This is a genomic window from Nonomuraea sp. NPDC049725, from assembly GCF_040674795.1.
Taxonomy (GTDB): Bacteria; Actinomycetota; Actinomycetes; order Streptosporangiales; family Streptosporangiaceae; genus Nonomuraea; species Nonomuraea ceibae.
Genome location: NZ_JBFANJ010000003.1, coordinates 123,968 through 144,058 on the forward strand (window position 1 = coordinate 123,968; position 20,091 = coordinate 144,058).

Below are 20,091 nucleotides of genomic sequence, written 5' to 3' on the forward strand. Positions count from 1 at the left end.
CCAATCGAAGGAGATTGACATGGCGACTGGCACCGTGAAGTGGTTCAACGCTGAAAAGGGCTTCGGCTTCATCGAGCAGGACGGTGGAGGCGCTGACGTCTTCGCCCACTACTCCAACATCGCGGGCAACGGCTACCGCGAGCTGCGCGAAGGCCAGAAGGTCAGCTTCGACATCACCGCGGGCCAGAAGGGCCCCCAGGCCGAGAACATCGTTCCGGCCTGACCCCTTCACACGGCTTCACCGGAAGGCCCGCACCCCCCGAGGGTGCGGGCCTTCCGCCTTCCCGGCCGGCAGCACGATCATCAGGGCCGGTGATCGGATCGCAGGAGGTCGTGCGCCTGCTCCAGCACCGCCTCCACCGGGATGCCGGCCACCCACGACGGGTCGTGCGGGCAGCGCGGCACGGCCGGGTCGAGCCCGTCGGTCCCGCACACCGGGCAGGCCGGGGTCCACGACACCAGCGGCCGGTGCCGGTCCCGGCTGATCGGCCCCGCGTTGATCAGGTTGCCGCACCAGTAGACGCCGACGGTCGCCGTGCCCACGGCCGCCGCCAGGTGCCGCGGCCCGGTGTCGTTGGCCACCACCAGGTCGCACGCCCGGTAGAGGGCGGCCAGCCCGCCCAGGCCGAGCTCGCCCGCGAGCGGCAGGGCGGGCCGCCGCATCGCCGACACCACCCCCGCGACCAGGTCCCGCTCGGCCCGGCTGCCGGTCACCACGACCGGCCGGCCGAGCGCGTCGGCGACGGCCGCGAAGCTCTCGACCGGCCAGCGGCGGCGCGGGTCGTTCGCGCCGGGGTGGATGGCGACCAGGCCGGGCGGCGGCTCCCCGAGCACGGCCGCCACCTCGGCGGCGTCGGCCGCGGTGACCTCCACCCTCGGTTCGAGCCGGTCGGCGGTGGCGCCGACCAGCGCCGCCACCTCCAGGAAGCGCAGCGTCTCGTGCTGGTGGCCGCCGTAGTGCACCCACCGGTCCAGCGGCTCGGCGTCCGGCGCGCGCAGCCCCACCGTCAGGCCCGCGCCCAGCTCCCGCACGAACGGGTTGGAGTGCCGCCCGCCGCCGTGGATCTGCACCGCCAGGTCGAACCGCCGCTCCCGCAGCCGGGCGAACAGCCCGGGCGGCGCCCGGTGCCCGGCCTCCATCGTCGACACGCCGGTCACCGGCGGCAGCGCCACCACCTCGGCCACCGGCCCCGGCCTGCCGCGCAGGAACGCCGCGTGCCAGTCCAGCCCGAGCAGCGTGATCTCCGCTTCCGGGTAGCGGCTGCTGAGCGCCTCCAGCGCGGGCAGCGCCAGCAGGAAGTCCCCGACCGCGTTCGCCCGCAGCACCGCGATCCTCACGGCGGCTCCATGACGTGGTGGCGCGCGAATGGGGTCATGGCTGCTCCGGCAGCGAGCGCACCCGTTCGATGATCGCGGTCGTGGACCGGTCGGAGACGTAGTCCAGCACCATGACCTCGCCGCCCATCGCCCGCACCAGCGGTGCCTCCGGCAGCATGGCGGCCGTGTAGTCGCCGCCCTTGACGTACAGGTCGGGCCGGATCATCCGCAACAGCCGCTCGGGCGTGTCCTCCTCGAAGGAGGTCACGTAGTCGACGTAGCCGAGCGCGGCCAGCACCGACATGCGGTCCTCGCACGAGTTGATCGGCCGGCCCGGCCCCTTCAGCCGCGCGGTGCTGGCGTCGCTGTTGACGGCCACCACGAGCACGTCGCCGAGCTGCGCGGCCCGTTCCAGGTAGGTGACGTGGCCGCGGTGCAGCACGTCGAAGCAGCCGTTGGTGAACACGATCCGATCCCCGCGCCGCCGGTGCTTGTCCAGCCGCTCGGCGAGCCGCTCGGCCTGCCGGTCGGCCGGGCGCAGCAGCTCGTCCTCGCCGCGCAGCGCCTTCAGCAGCTCGTGGCGGGTGCAGGTGGCGGTGCCCGGCCTGCGCACGACCACTCCGGCCGCCGCCTGTGCGGCCCGCGCCGCCTGCTCCGGCTCCGCGCCGCCCGCCAGCCACAGCGCGAACGCCGCGGTGAACGTGTCGCCCGCCCCCGTCGTCATGTGGTCCGGCGCGGGATCGGCGTACGTCCGGTACGGCGGCCGCCCCGGCCGGTGCAGCAGCGTGCCCTCGCCGTCGAGCGTCGTCACCACCATCCGCGCCCCCGACGCCGCCAGCAGCCGCTCGGACCGGTCGGTGAGGAAGCGCACCCGGTCGGCGGTGTCGCCGTCCTCGCCGAGCAGTTGCAGCACCTCGCCGTAGTTCGGCAGCATCGCGGTCGCGCCGCACTCCCGCCACGGCGTGATCACGTGCGCGTCCACGACCAGCACCGGCAGCCCGGTCAGCGCCCGCCGCACCGCCGGCGTGCAGACGCCGCCGCCGTAGTCGCAGGCCACCACCACGTCGGCGCCGCGCAGCGCCCGTTCCAGCTCGGCCAGCACGCGCTCCTCGGCCTCGCCGCCGAGCGGCTCGCGGTCCTCCTCGTCGTAGCGGGCGATGAGCTGCTCGCCGACCATCAGCCGCTGCTTGTGCGGGGTACGGCGGCCCGGCACGGTCACCAGCCGGGCGTCCACGCCCAGCAGTTCGAGCGCCCGGGCGAGCGTGCCCGAGCAGGCGTCGTCCCCGACCGCGCCCACCAGGCGCACCCGGGCCCCGAGCGCCACCAGGTTCGCCGCCGCGTTGCCGGCGCCGCCCGGCGCCTCGTCGGTGGCCTCCACGCTGACCACCGGCACCGGCGCCTCCTGGGCGATCCGCCGCACCGGGCCGCGCAGCCAGGAGTCGAGCATCACGTCGCCGACGACCACGGCCTCGATGTCGCTGTTCATACGCTGCGTCTACCTGGAGAAGCGCTGCCCAAACAGAGACGGTGCCCAACGAAGCTTTGCCGTGACGCTGCCCGTTCCGGCGCACCCTGTTCGCCGTACGGGGGAGAAGACACACCATGACACGGCATTTCGAGATCCGCGGGGAGGTGGGGTGATGGCCCGCTACGCGGTGCTCGTGTACGAGGCCGTCGCCCCCGCCGACCTGCCGCACGACGTCCAGGAGGCGCACCGGGCCCTGCCCGGGCGGGTCACCGGGCTCGGCGGCCGGCTCGTCGCCGGGCTGACCCTGGAGCAGCCCGAGACCGCCACGGCGATGCGCGGCGGCCGGGTGACCGACGGGCCGTTCGCCGAGGCGGAGGAGGCGCTGGCCGGGGTCCTGGTCGTCGAGGCGCGCGACCACGACCACGCGCTGTCGATCGCCGAGCTGGTGCCCGTCGTGCGCGGCGGCGTCGAGGTGCGGCCGCTGCTCGGCGTCACGGTGCCCGACGAGAGCTGACCCGCCCGGACGACGGGACGAGCCGGGCGAAGGGGCAGCCGGGTGAAGGGGCAGCCAGGTGAAGGGCGGGTCAGGTGAAGGGGCGGGCCATCTGCTCCAGCGTCTCGTCGATGACCTCGTGCAGCGGGCGGGCCTGCTCCTCCTCGATCCACGTGTGCGTGGCGAGCCGGAGTGCGGCGAGGAAGGCGGCGGCCATCACCCGGGGGCTCACGCCGCCGCCGCGGCGCAGCGCGAGGGCCTGGGCCAGCTCCCGGTCGAAGGCCGCGTGGTTGGCGAGCTGCCGGGCCAGCAGTGACGGGTGCTTCATGGCCAGCCGGGTGCGCACCGCCTGCTCGCGCTCCGGGACGCCGATCTCCTCGTAGAGCCGCTGGACGGCGCCGCGCAGCGCGAGCCAGGCGGGCCGGTCGGCGGGCTCGGCGCGCACCCGCTCGACCAGTGCCCGGATGCGCCGCTCGTCGCCGTAGAGGATGGCGTCCTCCTTGCCGGCGAAGTAGTTGGAGAACGTGCGGCGGGAGATGTTGGCCGCGTCGGCGATGGCCTCGACGGTGACGGCGTCGAAGCCGTGCTCGATCGTGAGCCGCAGCGCCGCCTCGTGCACGGCCTGCCGCGTCTCCGCCTTCTTGCGCTCCCGCAGGCCCAGCGTGCTGTCCATGATGCGGACATCTTACCGGCTGGGAATAACTGCCCAGTGCGCAAACTTGCCCAGTGCGAATGTAGGGTGTCCTCTGCACGTTTGATGAGGATTTGGGGGAAATCGCGTGAGCGCCACCATGGACGCACCACCCGGGCAGATGACCCACCGGCAGATTCTCGAAGCCCTCAGCGGGCTCCTGCTGGTCCTGTTCGTCGCGATGATCAGCGGCACGATCGTGTCCGTCGCGCTGCCGCAGATCATCGGCGCGCTGAACGGCAGCCAGTCGCAGTACACCTGGGTGGTCACCGCCTCCCTGCTGGCCGCCACGGCGTCCACGCCGATCTGGGGCAAGCTGGCCGACCTGTTCGACAAGAAGCTGCTGATCCAGATCTCCATCGTGATCTTCATGGTGAGCTCGCTGGCCTGCGGGTTCGCCCAGAACACCGGGCAGCTCATCGCCTTCCGCGCGGTGCAGGGCCTCGGCATGGGCGCCCTGCAGGTGCTGGTCCAGGTGGTGATCGGGGCCATGATCAGCCCCAAGGAGCGCGGCCGCTACAACGGCTACCTGGGCGGCGTCATGGCCGTGGCCACCGTCGCCGGCCCGCTGCTCGGCGGCCTCATCGCCGACACCTCGTGGCTCGGCTGGCGCTGGTGCTTCTTCGTCGCGGTGCCGTTCACCATCGCCGCGCTCGCCCTGCTGCACAAGACGCTGCACGTCAGCTCGGTCCGCGCGCGGAACGTCAAGATCGACTACGTGGGCGCGACGCTCATCGCCGCCGGCGTCAGCGTCCTGCTCATCTGGATCACCTTCGTCGGCAACTCCTTCGACTGGCTCTCCTGGCAGACCGCGGTCATGGCCGGCGGCGGCCTCGCCGTCCTGGCCCTCGCCACCTGGGTGGAGTCACGGGTGAGCCAGCCCGTCGTGCCGCTGCACGTGGTGCGCCGCCGCACCCCCGCCCTGGCGATCCTGGCCAGCCTCGCGGTCGGCATGGCGATGTTCGGCGGGGCGGTCTTCCTCGGCCAGTACTTCCAGATCGGCCGCGGCTACACGCCCACCGAGTCGGGGCTGCTCACCATCCCGATGATGCTCGGCGTGCTGGTCTCCTCCGCCGTTAGCGGCAACCTGGTGTCGAAGACCGGGCGCGTCAAGCCGTACATCGTCAGCGGGTCGATCGTGCTGACCGCCGGGTTCCTCGTGCTGTCCACGATGGACCACGACACCTCGCTCTGGCTGATCGGCGGCGCGATGGTGCTGGTCGGCGCGGGCGTCGGCATGTCGATGCAGAACCTCGTCCTGGCCATCCAGAACACCGTCCCGCTGCGCGAGCTGGGCGCGGCAAGCGGCGCCATCACGTTCTTCCGCTCGCTCGGCGGCACCATCGGCGTCTCGGTGCTCGGCGCGGTCCTGGCCCAGCAGGTCGCCACCGACATCACCCGGGGCCTGGCCAGGGCGGGCGTCACCGGCCCGGCCGCCGCCGAGTCGGCCGGCTCGCTCAACCTGGAGGCGCTGCCCGAGCCGTTCGCGACCGTCATCCGCACCGCCTACGGCGACGCGACCGGGCACATCTTCCTCATCTCGGCCGGCATCGCCGCCGTCGGCGTCGTGGCCACGCTGTTCCTGCCGCGGATCACGCTGCGCGACAGCGTCGACCTCCAGCCCGCCGAGGGCGAGAAGGCTCCCGCCTGACCTCCGGGGCGCGCGCCGCCAGCCACGAGGCGGCGCAGGTGATCAGTACGATCATCGCGAACGGGACGTATTTCTTCACTGGGTGTCGTCCTCCTCCTCGGTGAGCCGGGCGCGTTGCGGCTCGACGGTGTAGCGGGGGTCGCGGGCCGAGGCCGTCCCCGCCTCGAACACGCCGAACCGGGTGCACACCGAACCGGCCAGCAGCGCGGCCCCGGCCACGACGGCGGCCCGGCGGCTGCGGCGGCCGGCGGTCAGGCCGACCAGCGCCCCGGTGACCGACAGCGCCTGCCCAAGGCGCAGCAGCCGCCCGGCCCGGCCCCGCCGCAGCGGCTCGGCGACCGTGCCGAGCCGGTGCTTCATCCGCGCGGCGGCGGCCAGCTCGACGGCGACGCCCGCCACGGCCGCCCGCCGCGCCGGGGCCGCCTCGGCGAGCGGCGCGGCCAGCAGGCCGATCCCCGCCGCCGACGCCGCCGCCGACCCGGCGAACAGGAACGGCATCTCCCGGTAGCCGCCGTGCCACGCGGGCACCGCGGTGTCGGAGATCAGGACCGCCGTGTAGGTCGCCAGCGCCGGTCCCAGCAGCCCGGCCCCCACCGTGGCCCATCTCGCGACCCCCGGCCAGGGTCCGGGCACCAGCGCCGTCGCCGCGGCCAGCCCGGCCTGCGGGCCGTAGGCGGTCAGGATCCAGGTGCCGACGCTCATCGGGGAGGTCACCTTGAACACGCGCAGCATGTTGAGGAAGCGCCCCGGCCGCCCCAGGTCGTGGATGAGCGCGTACAGGGAGCCCGTCACCCCGCACAGCGCCGCCGTCTTGCAGGCCCGCGCCAGGCGGGGGCGGCCGGTCAGGTGGGCGGCGGCGGCCAGCGTGGACGAGGCCCCCGCCAGCCCGCCGAGGAACAGGTAACCGCCGATGTCGTGCGCCTGCCAGGTGGGCTCGTTGAGCACCGGCAGCCCGTAGTAGGAGCCGAAGTCCGCCCGGGGCACCATGCGCCGCTCCCGGGGCCGGCCCAGCGACTCCGGCACGGCGTCGCGGCCCGGCGGCAGCGCCGGGTCCCCGTCCAGCCGCACGTCCGTCAGCCCGGTCATGACCGCCCCCTCCACGACAGCGCCACCAGCCCCGCCAGCAGCCCGGCCGCGGCCACGGCCGCGTGCCGCCACATCGACGGCAGGTCCCGCGTGGTCACCACCGGGTCCGGCGGCAGCCCGTACACCTCCGGCTCGTCCAGCAGCAGGAAGAACGCCGCGGTGCCGCCCACCCCGTCGGCGGGGGAGTGGCCGTACAGCCGGGCCGAGCCCACCCCGGCCTCGTGCAGCCGCTCCAGCCGCCGCGACGCCCGCTCGCGCAGCTCGTCGAGGTCGCCGAACTGGATCGAGTCCGTCGGGCACGTCTTCGCGCACGCCGGCTCCATCCCGGCCCCCAGCCGGTCGTAGCACATCGTGCACTTGTGAGCCAGCCCGTCGTCCTCCCGCTTGCCGATCACCCCGTACGGGCACGCCGGGACGCAGTAGCCGCACCCGTTGCACACGTCCTCCTGCACCACGACGGTGCCGAACTCGGTGCGGAACAGCGACCCGGTCGGGCACACGTCCAGGCAGGCCGCCTCGGTGCAGTGCTTGCACACGTCGGAGGCCATCAGCCAGCGGAAGTCGGGTTGCGGCTGCTCGACGAACGCCACGTGCCGCCACGTGCTCGCGCCCAGCCCCTTGGTGTTGTCGTACGACATGCCGGTGAAGCCGAGGACGTCGTCCGGGACGGCGTTCCACTCCTTGCACGCCACTTCGCACGCCTTGCAGCCGATGCACACGCTGGTGTCGGTGAAGAAGCCGACGCGGCCCATGTCACGCCTCCGTTCCGGTGCGCTCGGTGATGCCGGCGCGCAGCCGGTAGTGCTGGACGAGCTCGGGCAGCGCCGGGCCGCGCGGGCGCCGGCCGGGCCGGATGTCCGCCGACAGCGCCTTGACCTCCTGGATGTGCGAGCTCGGGTCGAGCGAGATGGCCGACAGCTCGTTGGCGGCGTCGCCGCGCGCCCGCCCGTTGGGCCCGAAGTGGAACGGCAGCCCGATCTGGTGGATCACCTGCCCGTCGGCGTGCAGCGGCGTCATCCGCTGGGTGACCAGCACCCGGGCCTCGATGGCGTTGCGCGCGGTGACGATCGTCGCCCAGCCGCCGTGCGTGAGTCCGCGCTCGGCGGCCAGCTCGGGCGACACCTCGCAGAACATCTCCGGCTGCAGCTCGGCCAGGTAGGGCGTGCTGCGGCTCATCCCGCCCGCGGTGAAGTGCTCGGTGAGCCGGTAGGTGGTGACGACGTACGGGTAGACGGACGCGCCCGCCTCGCCGCCGCTGGGGTGGTAGCGGTTGTGCACGTGCGGGTAGACCTTGCGCGCCGGGCTGCGCTGCCGCCCGTACAGGGCGTTGGCTACCGGCGAGTCCTGCGGCTCGTAGTGCGTGGGCAGCGGCCCGTCGAGCACCCCGGCGGGCGCGAACAGCCAGCCCTTGCCGTCGCCCTGCATGATGAACGGGTCGGCGCCCGACAGCGCCTCGACCCCGGCCGCGCCCTCGGGCGGCCGGTAGTCCGGTGCCTTGCCCCGCTCGAAGTCGGGCACGTCGTAGCCCGACCAGGCCGACCCGTCCCACCACACGAGCTTCTTGCGCTCGCTCCACGGGCTGCCGTCGGGCCGCGCCGAGGCCCGGTTGTACAGCAGCCGCCGGTTGGCGGGCCACGCCCACGCCCACTCGGCGGCGATCCAGTCCTGCTCGGCGCCGGGCTTGCGGCGGGCCGCCTGGTTGACGCCGCCGGCGTGGACGCCGCAGTAGATCCAGCACCCGCACGCCGTCGAGCCGTCGCTCCTGAGCTGGTCGTAGCCGGACAGCGGCCGGCCCTCGGCGTCGGTGCCGTTGATCTCCGCCAGCACCGCCTCCGCGTCCGGCTCGGCCGTCGGCCCGCTGACCGGGTAGTCCCAGGTCAGGTCGAGCACGGGCGCGTCCATCGGGTCGGCGGACCCGGCCAGCTTCTCCCGGATGATCCGCCCCAGGTGGTACATGAACCACAGGTCGCTGCGCCGGTCGCCGGCCGGTTCGACGGCCTTGTGGTGCCACTGCAGCAGCCGGTTGGTGTTGGTGAAGCTGCCGTCCTTCTCGGTGTGCGCGGCGGCCGGGAAGAAGAACACCTCGGTGCCGATCTCGGCGGTGGACAGCTCGCCGGTCTCGATCTCCGGCCCGTCCTTCCACCAGGTGGCGCTCTCGATCAGGTTGAAGTCGCGCACCACCAGCCAGTCGAGCTCGGCCATGCCCAGGCGCTGCATGCGGGCGTTGGCCGAGCCGACCGCCGGGTTCTCGCCCAGCAGCAGGTAGCCCTTGCAGGTGCCGTCGAGCTGCGCCATCACCGTGTCGTAGTGGCTGTGGCTGCCGGTCAGCCGGGGCAGGTAGCCGAAGCGGAAGTCGTTGTCGGGCCGCGCCGACGGCCCCCACCACGCCTTGAGCAGGCTCACCAGGTAGGCGGGCATGTGCGCCCAGTAGCCCTTGACCGGCGCGTCGGCGCGCAGGAAGTCCTCCAGCCGCTGGTGGCGGTGCGCGTGCGGCATCGGGATGTAGCCGGGCAGCAGGTTGAACAGCGTCGGGATGTCGCTGGAGCCCTGGATGCTGGCGTGCCCGCGCAGCGCCTGGATGCCGCCGCCCGGCCGGCCGATGTTGCCCAGCAGCAGTTGCAGGATGCTCGCCGCCCGGATGAACTGCGAGCCGTCGCTGTGCTGCGTCCACCCGACCGCGTACACGAACGCCGACGTCCGGTCCGGCCCGGAGTTCTCCGTCAGGTGGCGGCAGACCCGCGCGAACAGCTCGGGCGGCACCCCGCACACCCGTTCCACCATCTCCGGCGTGTAGCGGGCGAAGTGGCGGCGCAGGATCTGCATCACGCAGCGCGGGTGCCGCAGCGTCTCGTCCCGGGTCGGCGTGCCGCGCATGCTGGAGCCGCCCGCCCCGTGCATCTCGCTCTGCCCCGCCTGCGGCTGCTCGCGCTCGCCCGCCGCCGAGATCACCGGCATCCCCTCGTACTGCCAGCTCCGGTGGTCGTAGCGGCGCTCCTGCGGGTCGAAGCCGGAGAACAGCCCGTCGAGGTCCTCGGTGTCGCGGTAGTCCTCGCCGACGAGGGTGGCGGCGTTGGTGTACGCGACCACGTACTCGCGGAAGTAACGCTCCTCGGTCAGCACGTGGTTGATCAGCCCGCCCAGGAACGCCACGTCGCTGCCCGCCCGCAGCGGCACGTGCAGGTCGGCCAGCGCGCTCGTGCGGGTGAACCGCGGATCGACGTGGATCACCGTCGCGCCGCGCGCCTTGGCCTCCATCACCCACTGGAAGCCCACCGGGTGCGCCTCGGCGAAGTTCGAGCCCTCGATGACGATGCAGTCGGCGTGCTGCAGGTCCTGCATGAACGTGGTCGCCCCGCCGCGCCCGAACGAGGTGCCGAGGCCGACGACGGTCGAGCTGTGGCACACCCGCGCCTGGTTCTCGATCTGCACCACGCCCAGCGCCGTGAGCAGCTTCTTGATGAGGTAGTTCTCCTCGTTGTCCAGCGTGGCGCCGCCGAGCGAGGCGATGCCCATCGTGCGCGCGGTGCGCGCGCCGTCGCGCTCCCACTCCCACGTCGCGCGGCGGGTGGCGATGATCCGGTCGGCGACCATGTCCATCGCCGTGTCCAGGTCGAGCTCCTGCCAGCCGGCGGCGTGTGGAGGCCGGTAAAGGACCTTGTCCAGGCGGCCGGAGCCGGTGGTGAGCTGCAGGCTGGCCGCGCCTTTCGGGCACAGGCGGCCCCGGCTGACCGGCGAGTCCGGGTCGCCCTCGATCTGCACGACCTTCCCGTCGCGGACGTAGACGTTCTGCGCGCACCCGACGGCGCAGTAGGGGCAGACGGACTTGACCACCCGGTCCGCCGTCGCCGTCCGCGCCTCCAGCCGGTCGGTGCGCGCGGACCTGACCGCCCGCCCCCGCCCGGTGGGGTCCCCGCCCATGAGTTGCCGCAGCAGCGGCCAGCCGTTCATCCGTGTTTCCCCCGAAATCCCCTGGCCGGAGTCCTGCCCTGAGGTCTCCGGCCGGAAACCGGGGCCGCCGTCAGTCGATCTTCTTCCACTGGGCGACGAGCTGGTCGTAGTCGAGCGTCTCGGGCTTGCCGCGCTCGTCGGCGAGCTTCGGCGCGGGCGCGCCCGGCTGGTCCAGCCAGTGCTGCGCGTCACGCTCGGGGTTCAGCTTGGGCGCGCACGCGCCGCCGTAGCCGCGCCGCTCCAGCCGCGACAGGATGTCGTCCTGCTGCCTGGCCAGGTTGTCCATCGACTGCTGCGGCGTCGTCTCCCCGGTGACGGCGGTGGCCACGTTCTGCCACCACAGCTGCGCCAGCCTCGGGTAGTCCGGCACGTTCGTCCCGGTCGGCGTCCACTGCTCACGCGCCGGGCCCCGGTAGAACTCGATCAGGCCGCCGTACTTGTCCGCGTTGCGCTCGAAGTGGTCGCTGCGCAGGTCGGAGTCGCGGATGAAGGTCAGCCCGACGATGGACTTCTTCAGCGACACCGTCTTGGACGTGACGAACTGCGCGTACAGCCAGGCCGCCGCGCGGCGCTCCGCCGGGGTGTTGCGCAGCAGCGTCCACGAGCCCGCGTCCTGGTAGCCGAGCTTGTTGCCCTCCTTCCAGTACGCGCCGTGCGGGCTCGGCGCGATGCGCCACTTCGGCGTGCCGTCGGCGTTGACGACCGGCAGCCCCTGCTTGGTCATGTCGGCGGTGAACGAGGTGTACCAGAAGATCTGCTGGGCGATGTTGCCCTGCGCGGGCACCGGGCCGGCCTCGCTGAAGTTCATCCCGGCCGCCGACCTCGGCGCGAACCGCTTCAGCCAGTCGACGTACTTGGTCAGCGCGTAGACGGCCGCCGGGCCGTTGGTGTCGCCGCCCCGGGTGACCGACGAGCCCACCGGGCGGCAGTTCTCCACCCGGATGCCCCAGTCGTCGACCGGCAGCCCGTTCGGCAGGCCGGGGTCGCCGTTGCCCGCCATCGACAGCCACGAGTCGGTGAACCGCCAGCCGAGCGACGGGTCCTTGCGCCCGTAGTCCATGTGGCCGTACACCTTGACGCCGTCGATCGTGCCGTCGCCGTTGACCTTCGAGGTGAAGAACTCCGCGATGTCCTCGTAGGCCGCCCAGTTGACCGGGACGCCCAGCTCGTAGCCGTAGGCGTCGCGGAACTGCTTCTTGATCGCCGGGTCGGTGAACCAGTCGTAGCGGAACCAGTAGAGGTTGGCGAACTGCTGGTCGGGAAGCTGGTAGAGCTTCTTGTCCGGCCCGGTCGTGAAGCTGATGCCGATGAAGTCGCCGAGGTCGAGCGTCGGCGAGGTGACGGCCTTGCCCTCGCCGGCCATGTAGTCCGACAGCGGGAAGACGTAGTCGCCGCGCGCGTGCGTGCCGATCAGGTCGGAGTCGTTGACGTAGGCGTCGTAGATGTTCTGGTCGCCCTGGATCTGCGTCTGCAGCTTCTCGATCACGTCACCCTCCTGGATCAGGTCGTGCTTGACCCGGATGCCGGTGATCTCGCCGAACGCCTTGGCCAGGCGCTGCGACTCGTACTGGTGCGTGGTGATCGTCTCGGACACGACGTTGATCTCCATGCCCCGGTACGGCTGGGCCGCCTTCATGAACCAGTCCATCTCGGCCAGCTGCTGGTCGCGCGTCAGCGTGCTCGGCGTGAACTCGGTGGACACCCACCGCTGCGCCGCCGCCTTCGCGTCCGCCTCCCGGAACTCGCCGCCACCGCCTCCCTGCCCCTGCGAGCATCCCGCCGCCACCAGGGCGAGCAGCAGGACGGGTACGGCCGGACCTCGTGCCATGAACGCCATTGCGCCTCCTCGGGTCAGCCCCATCTGCCGATGACCAGCACCACCACGACCGCGAGCGCCAGCGCGAGCCACATGGACAGGTCGCTGACCGCGATCCATCCGGCGAGCACCACGGCGGCGCTGACGAGGCCGATGTACAGCCGGTCACCCCGATCGGTCTCGATGCGCAGGAAGCCGCGCCGCGCCACCGGCGGCGAGATCCGCGCCCAGACGGCCATCCCGGCCAGCAGCAGCGCCAGCCCGGCGAACACCAGCGCCGTGGGCGCCGTCCACACCATCCACTCCAGCACCGCTCACACCCTCCCCAGGCTGAACCCGCGGGCGATGTAGTTGCGCACGAACCAGATGACGATCGCGCCCGGCACGATCGTCAGCACCCCGGCCGCCGCCAGCAGCCCCCAGTCGACGCCCGCCGCGCTCACCGTGCGCGTCATCGTGGCGGCGATCGGCTTGGCGTTCACCGAGGTGATCGTCCTGGCGATGAGCAGCTCCACCCAGCTGAACATGAAGCAGAAGAACAGCGTCACGCCGATCGCCGACCGGATCATCGGCAGGAAGATCCGCACGAAGAACCGGGGGAGCGAGTAGCCGTCGATGGCCGCCGTCTCGTCGATCTCGCGGGGGATGCCCGACATGAACCCCTCCAGGATCCACACCGCCAGCGGCACGTTGAACAGCATGTGCGCGATCGCCACGCCCAGATGCGTGTCGAACAGGCCGACCGACTGGTAGATCTGGAAGAACGGCAGCAGGAACACCGCCGGGGGCGCCATCCGGTTCGTCAGCAGCCAGAAGAACAGGTGCCGGTCCCCGGCGAAGCGGAACCGGGAGAACGCGTAGGCCGCCGGCAACGCCACGACCAGCGACATCACCGCGTTCATCGACGTGTAGACGATCGAGTTCAGGTAGCTCGAATACCACACCGGGTTCGTGAAGAACGTGACGTAGTTGTCGAACGTCACCCGCTGCGGAATCAGCGAGAAGCTTCCGAGGATGTCCTGGTTCGGGCGGATCGACATGCCGAACATCCACAGCACCGGCAGCAGCAGCGTCGCCCCGTACAGCCAGAACACCGTCCGCGCCCACGGCAGCCGCCGCCCGTCCCGCCCGCTCATCGGCCGCTCCTCGTCAGCACGGTGAAGAACACGTAGCAGGCGATCTGCACCACCAGGAAGTACAGCAGCGAGAACGCGCCCGCCGGCCCCAGGTCGAACTGCCCGACGGCGATCTTCGACAGCAGGATGCTGAGGAACGACGTGGCGTTGCCCGGCCCGCCGCCCGTCACCACGAACGGCTCGGTGTAGATCATGAAGCTGTCCATGAACCGCAGCAGGATCGCGATCGTCAGCACCCCGCGCAGCCTCGGGAGCTGGACGTGCCGGAACGTCGCCCACGCCGACGCCCCGTCGATCTGCGCCGCCTGGAAATACGGGTCCGGGATCGACCGCAGCCCCGCGTACGCCAGCAGCGCCACCAGCGGCGTCCAGTGCCACACGTCCATGACGAGCACCGTGATCCACGCGTCGGTGGCGTCGAGCGTGTAGTTGAAGTTCACGCCCGGCACCCGGTTGACCGCCCAGCCGCCCAGGCCGATGTCGGGACGGGCGAAGATCTGCCAGATGGTGCCGACCACGTTCCACGGGATGAGCAGCGGCAGCGCCACCACGACCAGCGCCGCCGGCACCGCGACCCGCCCGTGGCGCGGCATCGTCGCCGCGATCGCCACGCCCAGCGGGATCTCGACGAGCAGCACCTGCGCCGAGAACAGCAGCGTGCGGCCGAACGCCGCGCGCACCTCCGGGTCGCGGGTCACGTCGCGGAACCACTCCAGCCCGACGAAGATCCGGTCGTTCGGGCTGAACACGTCCTGCACCGAGTAGTTCACGACCGTCATCAGCGGGATCACCGCGGTGAACGCCACCGACAGCACGACCGGCAGCACCAGCCACCAGGCCCGGTTGTCGCGCCGCTTGACCTCCGGCGGACGCTTCTCGCTCACGCTCCGGGCCTCCCGTCCAGCGGCTCGACCACCCCGCACCTGACCGCGTCCCTGAACAGGAACGCGCGCCCCTCGGTGAAGCTCAGCGGCTCCGCCTCGCCCACCGTGACCGCCGTCCCGGCCTCCGCGCGGACGACGAGCGGGTGCCCGTCCACCGCCGCGTGCACCAGGTCGTAGGCGCCCATCCGGTCCACGCCCGTCACCCGGCCCGTCAGCCCGTTCAGCCCGCCGTGCCCGGCGCCCAGGCGGACGAACTCCGGCCGCACCCCGACCCGCACCGGCCCCGGCGGCAGGTCGCCGGAGGCCCGCCCCAGCGCCGTGCCGCCGACCCGCACCACGCCGCCGGACAGCTCGCCCGGCAGCACGTTCATGCCGGGCGAGCCGATGAAGTGGCCGACGAACTCGTGCGCCGGCGACAGGAACAGCTCGCCCGGCTCGCCCGCCTGCACGATGCGCCCCTCGTTGAGCACGACCACCTCGTCGGCGAACGTCAGCGCCTCCGTCTGGTCGTGCGTGACGTAGATCAGCGTGTGCCCGGTGTCGCGGTGGATCTCCTTCAGCTTGCTGCGCAGCGCCCACTTCACCGCCGGGTCGACCACGGTCAGCGGCTCGTCCAGCAGCACCGCCGCCACGTCCGGCCGCACCAGCCCGCGGCCCAGCGCGACGATCTGCTGCCGGCCGGGGTCCAGCCGCCGCGATCGGCGCCGCAGATGCTCGTCCAGGCCCAGCAGCCGCGACACCTCCCGCACCCGCCGGTCCGTCTCCGCCCGGCCCAGGCCCCGGTTGCGCAGCGGGAAGGCCAGGTTGTCGTAGACCGACATCTCCTCGTACAGCACCGGGAACTGGAAGACCTGCGCGATGTTGCGCCCCGCCGTCGGCACCCCGGTCACGTCCCGGTCGCCGAACCAGATCCGGCCGGTGGTGGGGGAGAGCAGCCCCGAGACGATGTTCAGCAGCGTCGTCTTGCCGCACCCGCTCGGCCCGAGCAGCGCGTACGCCCGCGACCCGCGCCACGTCCACGTCGTCGGCCGCAGCGCCCACGTCCGGCCGCCGTCGTAGCTGTGTCCCACGCCCTCCAGCCGGATGTCAGTCATGCAGATTGTCCTCCGCCATGCCGCGACTCGAACACGAACACGTCCTCCGGGTCCACGTACGCGGTAGCCCGGCCGCCCGGCTCGTAGGCCCGCGTGCCCGGCAGGTGGGCCACCACGTGCGGGCCGCCGTCCAGCAGCAGGTGCAGGAACGTCGACCCGCCCGTCACCTCCGCCAGCCGGACCTCCGCGGGGAAGCCCACCGCGCCGCCGCCGGGTCGCTCGACGGCCACCTGGTGCGGGCGCACGGCCAGCGCCACCTCACGACCCGGCGGCAGCCCGGCGGGGGCGGGGAAGGTCGCGCCGAGGCAGTCGATCCCGCCCTCACGCGCCACGCCCGGCAGCACGTTGAGCGGCGGGTCGCTGAGCGCCGCGGCGACCGCCAGCGACGGCGGCCCGGCGTACAGGGCGGCCACGTCGCCGGTGTGCAGCACCCGGCCCTCGCCCAGCACCACCGCCGGGGCGCCGAACGACAGCGCCTCGTTCGGGTCGGCCGTCGCGTACAGCACCACGCCGGGGGAGTCCGCGAACATGCCCTTGAGGTCGGCGCGCAACTGCTCGCGCAGCTTGAAGTCCAGGTTGGCCAGCGGCTCGTCGAGCAGCAGCACGTCCACCGGCCGCGCCAGCGCCCTGGCGATCGCGGTGCGCTGCTGCTGGCCGCCGGACAGCTCGCCGGGCCGCCGGTCCAGCAGCTCGCCGATGCCCATCAGCTCGGCCACCTCGCGCACCCGCCGGTCCACCGACTCGCGGGGGAAGGCCCGGTCCAGGCGCAGCGGGGAGGCGATGTTCTCGTACACCGTCAGCGTCGGGTAGTTGATGAAACGCTGGTAGACGAAGGCGACCGACCTGCGGCGCACCGAGACCGAGGTGACGTCACGCCCGCCGACGAGCACCCGCCCCGCGTCCGGTGGGAGCAGCCCGGCGACGACCCGCATGAGCGTCGTCTTGCCTGCCGTCATCGGCCCCAGGAGGGTAGTCATCCCTCTCGGTAACTCCAGGTTGATGTCGTCGAGCCAGACCTCGCCGCGCTGCCGTACGCGGACGCCGTCGATGAGCAGCATGATAGATCGCCACCTTTTCTCCTCCAGTTAACATGATCCACAAAGGCGTGCAAAGGGTCTTTTTCGCGGCGGCGCGCATGAGAATCGCGGTCAATTCCTGTACTGAGAGTTACTGAAAAACTACTGTGGGTAGCAGTTCAGGGGTGTTCCCCTACCGGACCCAGGAGGTCTCATGCACCGCACGTTTCGCCTGACCGGCGTCGCCGCCCTCGTGGCCGGCGGCCTGCTCGCCGCCACCGCGCCCGCCCACGCCATCGTCGACCCGGTCGGGGCCCTCGAGTGCCTCACGGCCAGCGCCGGCGAGGTCACCACCCTCGTCGACCCCGCGGCCCCGGGCATTCCGGCCGAGATCCCCGCCGTCAACTGCCTGACCGCGCCCTGACCCTCGGCAGGCCGGGGCGGCTCCCGTCCCGGCCGCAGGTTTCCGTTCCGCCCAGCAACCCCAAGGAGCAGCGTTGTACCTGCGGACCCTGTACGTCGCCGTCCTCACGGCGGCCGCGATCGTCCTGCCGCCCCTGGCGGCGGACGCCGGCGGCGAGCCGCTGATCGGCCTGGAGACCGTCATCCAGCACGTCAACCTCCTCACGTCCTAGATGCACCCGCCCCTGCCTCTGCACGTGGCCGGCGCCCCCCGCGAGCGGCGCAGCCCGCTCAAGCGCCTCGGCTACGTCATGTTCCTCAGCCGCTGGATCCAGGCGCCCCTCTACCTGGGCCTCATCGCCGCACAGGTCGTCTACGTGTGGCGGTTCATGGCCGAGCTGATCCACCTCGTGGAGCTCGGGTTCGGCGGCCACCCTCCGGAGACCACCGTCATGCTCATCGTCCTCGGACTGGTGGACGTGGTGATGATCTCCAACCTGCTGATCATGGTGATAGTGGGCGGCTACGAGACGTTCGTGTCGCGCCTGCGCATCGAGGGGCATCCCGACCAGCCCCAATGGCTCTCCCACGTGAACGCCAACGTGCTCAAGGTCAAGCTCGCCATGGCCATCATCGGCATCTCCTCCATCCACCTGCTGCAGATATTCATCAACGCGGCCCGCCCGGCCGTCACCGACAGGGAACTGCTATGGAAAACCTTGATTCATCTGACCTTCATCGTCTCGGCTGTCGCGCTGGCCCTCATCGACCGCATCATGCTGAACAGCCGGCCGAGCCGGCACCGGCCGGGCGACCCGGCTTCCGCCTCGCCGCAGCAACGGGTATCGGCGGCGTGATCGTCGGCTTGCTCGCGCAGGTGTCCCCGGCGGCGGCGAAGCCGGCTCCACCGCTCCTCGGCGACATCATCATCTTCAACGACGAGATCGTCGAGCCGGTGTCGGCGCCGGTCAGCACCTGCGGCGCGCTGTTCCCCGTGCTCAGCTCCGGATCCAGTAAATGCACGGACGCCTCGCGCGTCTCCGACGACGACGCATGACCGGCACGAGGCGCAGGACCGGCGCCTGACCGCCATGCTCCCGGCAGGCCACCCACCTCCCGGGACCCCGTGCCCGCCCCCAGCTCCCCCTGCGGGGCGGGCACGCGGCGCCTCCGCTCGTGAAAGTTTCATATAGCGTCCGATAATTTCTGCTCACCACCTGCGCCGATGACGGGACGCCGTTCCCGGCATTGACCACGCTCCCGCATGTCAATACCTTCCCCGCAAGGGTCCCGGGCTGATGAAACTTTCGGGATCGGAACTTCGCGGAGGTAGGTGCTCGTGCTCTCGACAACGCTCAACAGATCCGGAGCCCGGATCAGAACCCTCACGGCGGCGGCGGCCCTCGCCCTGCTCACCGTGTTCCTGGCGCCGGCCGCCCCAGCCGACGCCTCGGCGCCGCTGCGCCAGCACGCCGCCGCACGCGGCAAGTTCATCGGCGCCGCCCTCGCCACCGGGCCGCTGTCGAACGAGACCCAGTACCGCACGCTCGCGGCCGGCGAGTTCAACCAGATCACCGCCGAGAACGCGATGAAGTGGGACGCCACCGAGCCCAGCCAGGGCCAGTTCAACTTCTCCGGCGCCGACGCCATCATGAACTTCGCCCAGCAGAACGACCAGCAGGTCCACGGCCACACGCTCGTCTGGCACAGCCAGACCCCCACCTGGGTGCAGAACCTGTCCGCCACCGCCATGCGCGAGGCCATGCGCAACCACATCGACACGGTCGCCGGCCGCTACGCCGACAATCCCGCCCTGGTCTCCTGGGACGTGGTCAACGAGGTCTTCGAGGAGAACGGCAGCCTGCGCACCTCGTTCTGGTACAACACGCTCGGCCAGAGCTACATCGCCGACGCCTTCCGCTACGCCCGCGCCGCCGACCCCGACGCCCGGCTGTGCATCAACGACTACAACGTCGAGGGCATCAACGCCAAGAGCACCGCCATGTACAACCTGGTCCGGTCGCTGCGCCAGCAGAACGTGCCCGTCGACTGCGTCGGCTTCCAGAGCCACCTGGCCATCCAGTACGGCTTCCCCAGCGACCTGCAGCAGAACCTGCAGCGCTTCGCCGACCTCGGCGTCCAGGTGCGCATCACCGAGCTCGACGTGCGCATGCAGATGCCGCGCGACGCCTCCAAGGACGCCACCCAGGCCACCTACTACCGCAACGTCGTCAACGCCTGCCTCGCCGTGACCGCCTGCGCCGGCGTCACCATCTGGGGCATCACGGACAGGCACTCCTGGGTGCCCGACACGTTCCCCGGCGAGGGCGCCGCGCTCATCTACAACGAGAACTACCAGACCAAGCCGGCCTACACCGCCGTGCACGACGCGCTCGCCGGCGGCACCGGCAACGACACCACCCCGCCGACCACCCCGGGCACCCCGGCGGCCTCCGGCGTCACGAGCAGCTCGGCGAGCCTGTCCTGGGCGGCCTCCACCGACTCCGGCGGCAGCGGCCTGGCCGGCTACAACGTCTACCGCGAGCAGGGCGCCACCGACACGCTGCTCGGCCAGTCGGCCACCAACTCCACCACCCTCACCGGCCTGACGGCCGACACCGAGTACCAGGTGTACGTGCGCGCCCGCGACGGCGCCGGCAACCTGTCCACCCCCTCGGCGACGGTGACCTTCGAGACCAGCGCGGGCGGCGGCCCCGGCGGCCCCTGCACCGCGACGGGCACCGTCCAGACCCAGTGGAACAACGGCTACGTCGTGCAGCCCGTCACCGTCACCAACACCGGCTCGGCCACGCTCAACGGGTGGACCGTCACCTTCACCCTGCCCGCCGGCCACACCCTCGCGGGCTCCTGGAACGCCACCCTGACCACCAGCGGGCAGACGGTGACGGCCAAGAGCGTCTCCTACAACGGCACCCTGGCCGCCAACGCCGCCACCAGCTTCGGCTTCCAGGTCAACCGCCCCAGCGGCAACACGCAGACGCCCTCGGGCTACACCTGCGCCTCGCCGTGACCGCGTACCCCTGATCTCCGCGCGGGCCGAGGGAGGAGCGGCACCGGGAGCCGTACGG

The 20,091-nt window shown here is 72.0% G+C and carries 20 protein-coding genes; 8 read left to right on the top strand and 12 right to left on the bottom strand.

Annotated features, from left to right (window positions below):
- Positions 1 to 19: 19 nt before the first annotated feature.
- Positions 20 to 223, top strand: a complete 204-nt coding sequence (locus AB0J53_RS08630) for a cold-shock protein (RefSeq protein WP_049575752.1) — start codon at positions 20 to 22, stop codon at positions 221 to 223.
- Between the two features lie 80 nt (positions 224 to 303).
- Here AB0J53_RS08630 and AB0J53_RS08635 read toward each other — a convergent pair whose 3' ends face one another.
- Positions 304 to 1,338, bottom strand: coding sequence for a glycosyltransferase family 9 protein (locus tag AB0J53_RS08635; protein WP_364170097.1), 1,035 nt, complete (start codon positions 1,336 to 1,338; stop codon positions 304 to 306).
- A gap of 34 nt (positions 1,339 to 1,372) precedes the next feature.
- On the bottom strand, positions 1,373 to 2,803 hold the full coding sequence (rfaE2, locus tag AB0J53_RS08640) for a D-glycero-beta-D-manno-heptose 1-phosphate adenylyltransferase (protein ID WP_364170100.1): 1,431 nt from the start codon (positions 2,801 to 2,803) through the stop codon (positions 1,373 to 1,375).
- A 154-nt stretch (positions 2,804 to 2,957) separates the two neighbouring features.
- Here rfaE2 and AB0J53_RS08645 point away from each other — a divergent pair, with 154 nt between their 5' ends.
- Positions 2,958 to 3,299: a YciI family protein gene (locus AB0J53_RS08645; protein ID WP_364170103.1), complete on the top strand. Its 342-nt coding sequence runs from the start codon at positions 2,958 to 2,960 to the stop codon at positions 3,297 to 3,299.
- A 70-nt stretch (positions 3,300 to 3,369) separates the two neighbouring features.
- On the opposite strand, the gene AB0J53_RS08650 is transcribed toward AB0J53_RS08645, so the two are convergent.
- On the bottom strand, positions 3,370 to 3,951 hold the full coding sequence (locus AB0J53_RS08650) for a TetR family transcriptional regulator (RefSeq protein ID WP_219505642.1): 582 nt from the start codon (positions 3,949 to 3,951) through the stop codon (positions 3,370 to 3,372).
- Positions 3,952 to 4,090: 139 nt separating this feature from the next.
- On the opposite strand from AB0J53_RS08650, the gene AB0J53_RS08655 reads away from it, so the two are divergent.
- Complete coding sequence (locus AB0J53_RS08655) at positions 4,091 to 5,620, top strand: MDR family MFS transporter (protein WP_364171033.1); 1,530 nt, start codon at positions 4,091 to 4,093, stop codon at positions 5,618 to 5,620.
- Positions 5,621 to 5,695: 75 nt separating this feature from the next.
- On the opposite strand, the gene nrfD is transcribed toward AB0J53_RS08655, so the two are convergent.
- The 9 genes from nrfD to AB0J53_RS08700 form a co-directional block, all read right to left on the bottom strand.
- Positions 5,696 to 6,706 (bottom strand): NrfD/PsrC family molybdoenzyme membrane anchor subunit, encoded by a 1,011-nt coding sequence (gene nrfD, locus AB0J53_RS08660; RefSeq protein ID WP_364170107.1) that lies wholly within the window; start codon positions 6,704 to 6,706, stop codon positions 5,696 to 5,698.
- Positions 6,703 to 7,458 (bottom strand): 4Fe-4S dicluster domain-containing protein, encoded by a 756-nt coding sequence (locus AB0J53_RS08665; RefSeq protein WP_364170110.1) that lies wholly within the window; start codon positions 7,456 to 7,458, stop codon positions 6,703 to 6,705. Before AB0J53_RS08665 ends, nrfD begins: the two co-directional genes overlap by 4 nt.
- Before the next feature lies 1 nt (position 7,459).
- Positions 7,460 to 10,654 carry a formate dehydrogenase gene (gene fdh / locus AB0J53_RS08670; protein WP_364170112.1) on the bottom strand — a complete coding sequence of 1,065 codons (3,195 nt, stop codon included), beginning with the start codon at positions 10,652 to 10,654 and terminating at the stop codon, positions 7,460 to 7,462.
- A gap of 70 nt (positions 10,655 to 10,724) precedes the next feature.
- On the bottom strand, positions 10,725 to 12,482 hold the full coding sequence (locus tag AB0J53_RS08675; protein WP_364170115.1) for an ABC transporter substrate-binding protein: 1,758 nt from the start codon (positions 12,480 to 12,482) through the stop codon (positions 10,725 to 10,727).
- Positions 12,483 to 12,505: 23 nt separating this feature from the next.
- The gene (locus tag AB0J53_RS08680; RefSeq protein WP_219505636.1) at positions 12,506 to 12,781 is read right to left on the bottom strand and encodes a DUF2160 family membrane protein; all 276 of its coding nucleotides are present in this window, start codon (positions 12,779 to 12,781) and stop codon (positions 12,506 to 12,508) included.
- A gap of 3 nt (positions 12,782 to 12,784) precedes the next feature.
- Positions 12,785 to 13,606 carry a carbohydrate ABC transporter permease gene (locus tag AB0J53_RS08685; RefSeq protein ID WP_219505634.1) on the bottom strand — a complete coding sequence of 274 codons (822 nt, stop codon included), beginning with the start codon at positions 13,604 to 13,606 and terminating at the stop codon, positions 12,785 to 12,787.
- On the bottom strand, positions 13,603 to 14,490 hold the full coding sequence (locus tag AB0J53_RS08690; protein WP_219505631.1) for a sugar ABC transporter permease: 888 nt from the start codon (positions 14,488 to 14,490) through the stop codon (positions 13,603 to 13,605). The genes AB0J53_RS08685 and AB0J53_RS08690 overlap by 4 nt, the downstream gene beginning before the upstream one ends.
- The gene (locus tag AB0J53_RS08695; RefSeq protein ID WP_364170119.1) at positions 14,487 to 15,584 is read right to left on the bottom strand and encodes an ABC transporter ATP-binding protein; all 1,098 of its coding nucleotides are present in this window, start codon (positions 15,582 to 15,584) and stop codon (positions 14,487 to 14,489) included. Before AB0J53_RS08695 ends, AB0J53_RS08690 begins: the two co-directional genes overlap by 4 nt.
- On the bottom strand, positions 15,581 to 16,642 hold the full coding sequence (locus AB0J53_RS08700; RefSeq protein ID WP_364170122.1) for an ABC transporter ATP-binding protein: 1,062 nt from the start codon (positions 16,640 to 16,642) through the stop codon (positions 15,581 to 15,583). The genes AB0J53_RS08695 and AB0J53_RS08700 overlap by 4 nt, the downstream gene beginning before the upstream one ends.
- A gap of 172 nt (positions 16,643 to 16,814) precedes the next feature.
- On the opposite strand from AB0J53_RS08700, the gene AB0J53_RS08705 reads away from it, so the two are divergent.
- The 5 genes from AB0J53_RS08705 (at position 16,815) to AB0J53_RS08725 (ending at position 20,033) form a co-directional block, all read left to right on the top strand.
- Positions 16,815 to 17,024 carry a hypothetical protein gene (locus tag AB0J53_RS08705; protein ID WP_364170125.1) on the top strand — a complete coding sequence of 70 codons (210 nt, stop codon included), beginning with the start codon at positions 16,815 to 16,817 and terminating at the stop codon, positions 17,022 to 17,024.
- A gap of 73 nt (positions 17,025 to 17,097) precedes the next feature.
- Positions 17,098 to 17,235, top strand: a complete 138-nt coding sequence (locus tag AB0J53_RS08710; protein WP_219505623.1) for a hypothetical protein — start codon at positions 17,098 to 17,100, stop codon at positions 17,233 to 17,235.
- Positions 17,236 to 17,259: 24 nt separating this feature from the next.
- On the top strand, positions 17,260 to 17,859 hold the full coding sequence (locus AB0J53_RS08715) for a TIGR00645 family protein (RefSeq protein ID WP_308125777.1): 600 nt from the start codon (positions 17,260 to 17,262) through the stop codon (positions 17,857 to 17,859).
- Positions 17,856 to 18,059, top strand: a complete 204-nt coding sequence (locus AB0J53_RS08720; protein WP_364170128.1) for a hypothetical protein — start codon at positions 17,856 to 17,858, stop codon at positions 18,057 to 18,059. Before AB0J53_RS08715 ends, AB0J53_RS08720 begins: the two co-directional genes overlap by 4 nt.
- Positions 18,060 to 18,341: 282 nt before the next feature.
- Positions 18,342 to 20,033: an endo-1,4-beta-xylanase gene (locus AB0J53_RS08725; protein ID WP_364170131.1), complete on the top strand. Its 1,692-nt coding sequence runs from the start codon at positions 18,342 to 18,344 to the stop codon at positions 20,031 to 20,033.
- Positions 20,034 to 20,091 lie beyond the last annotated feature (58 nt).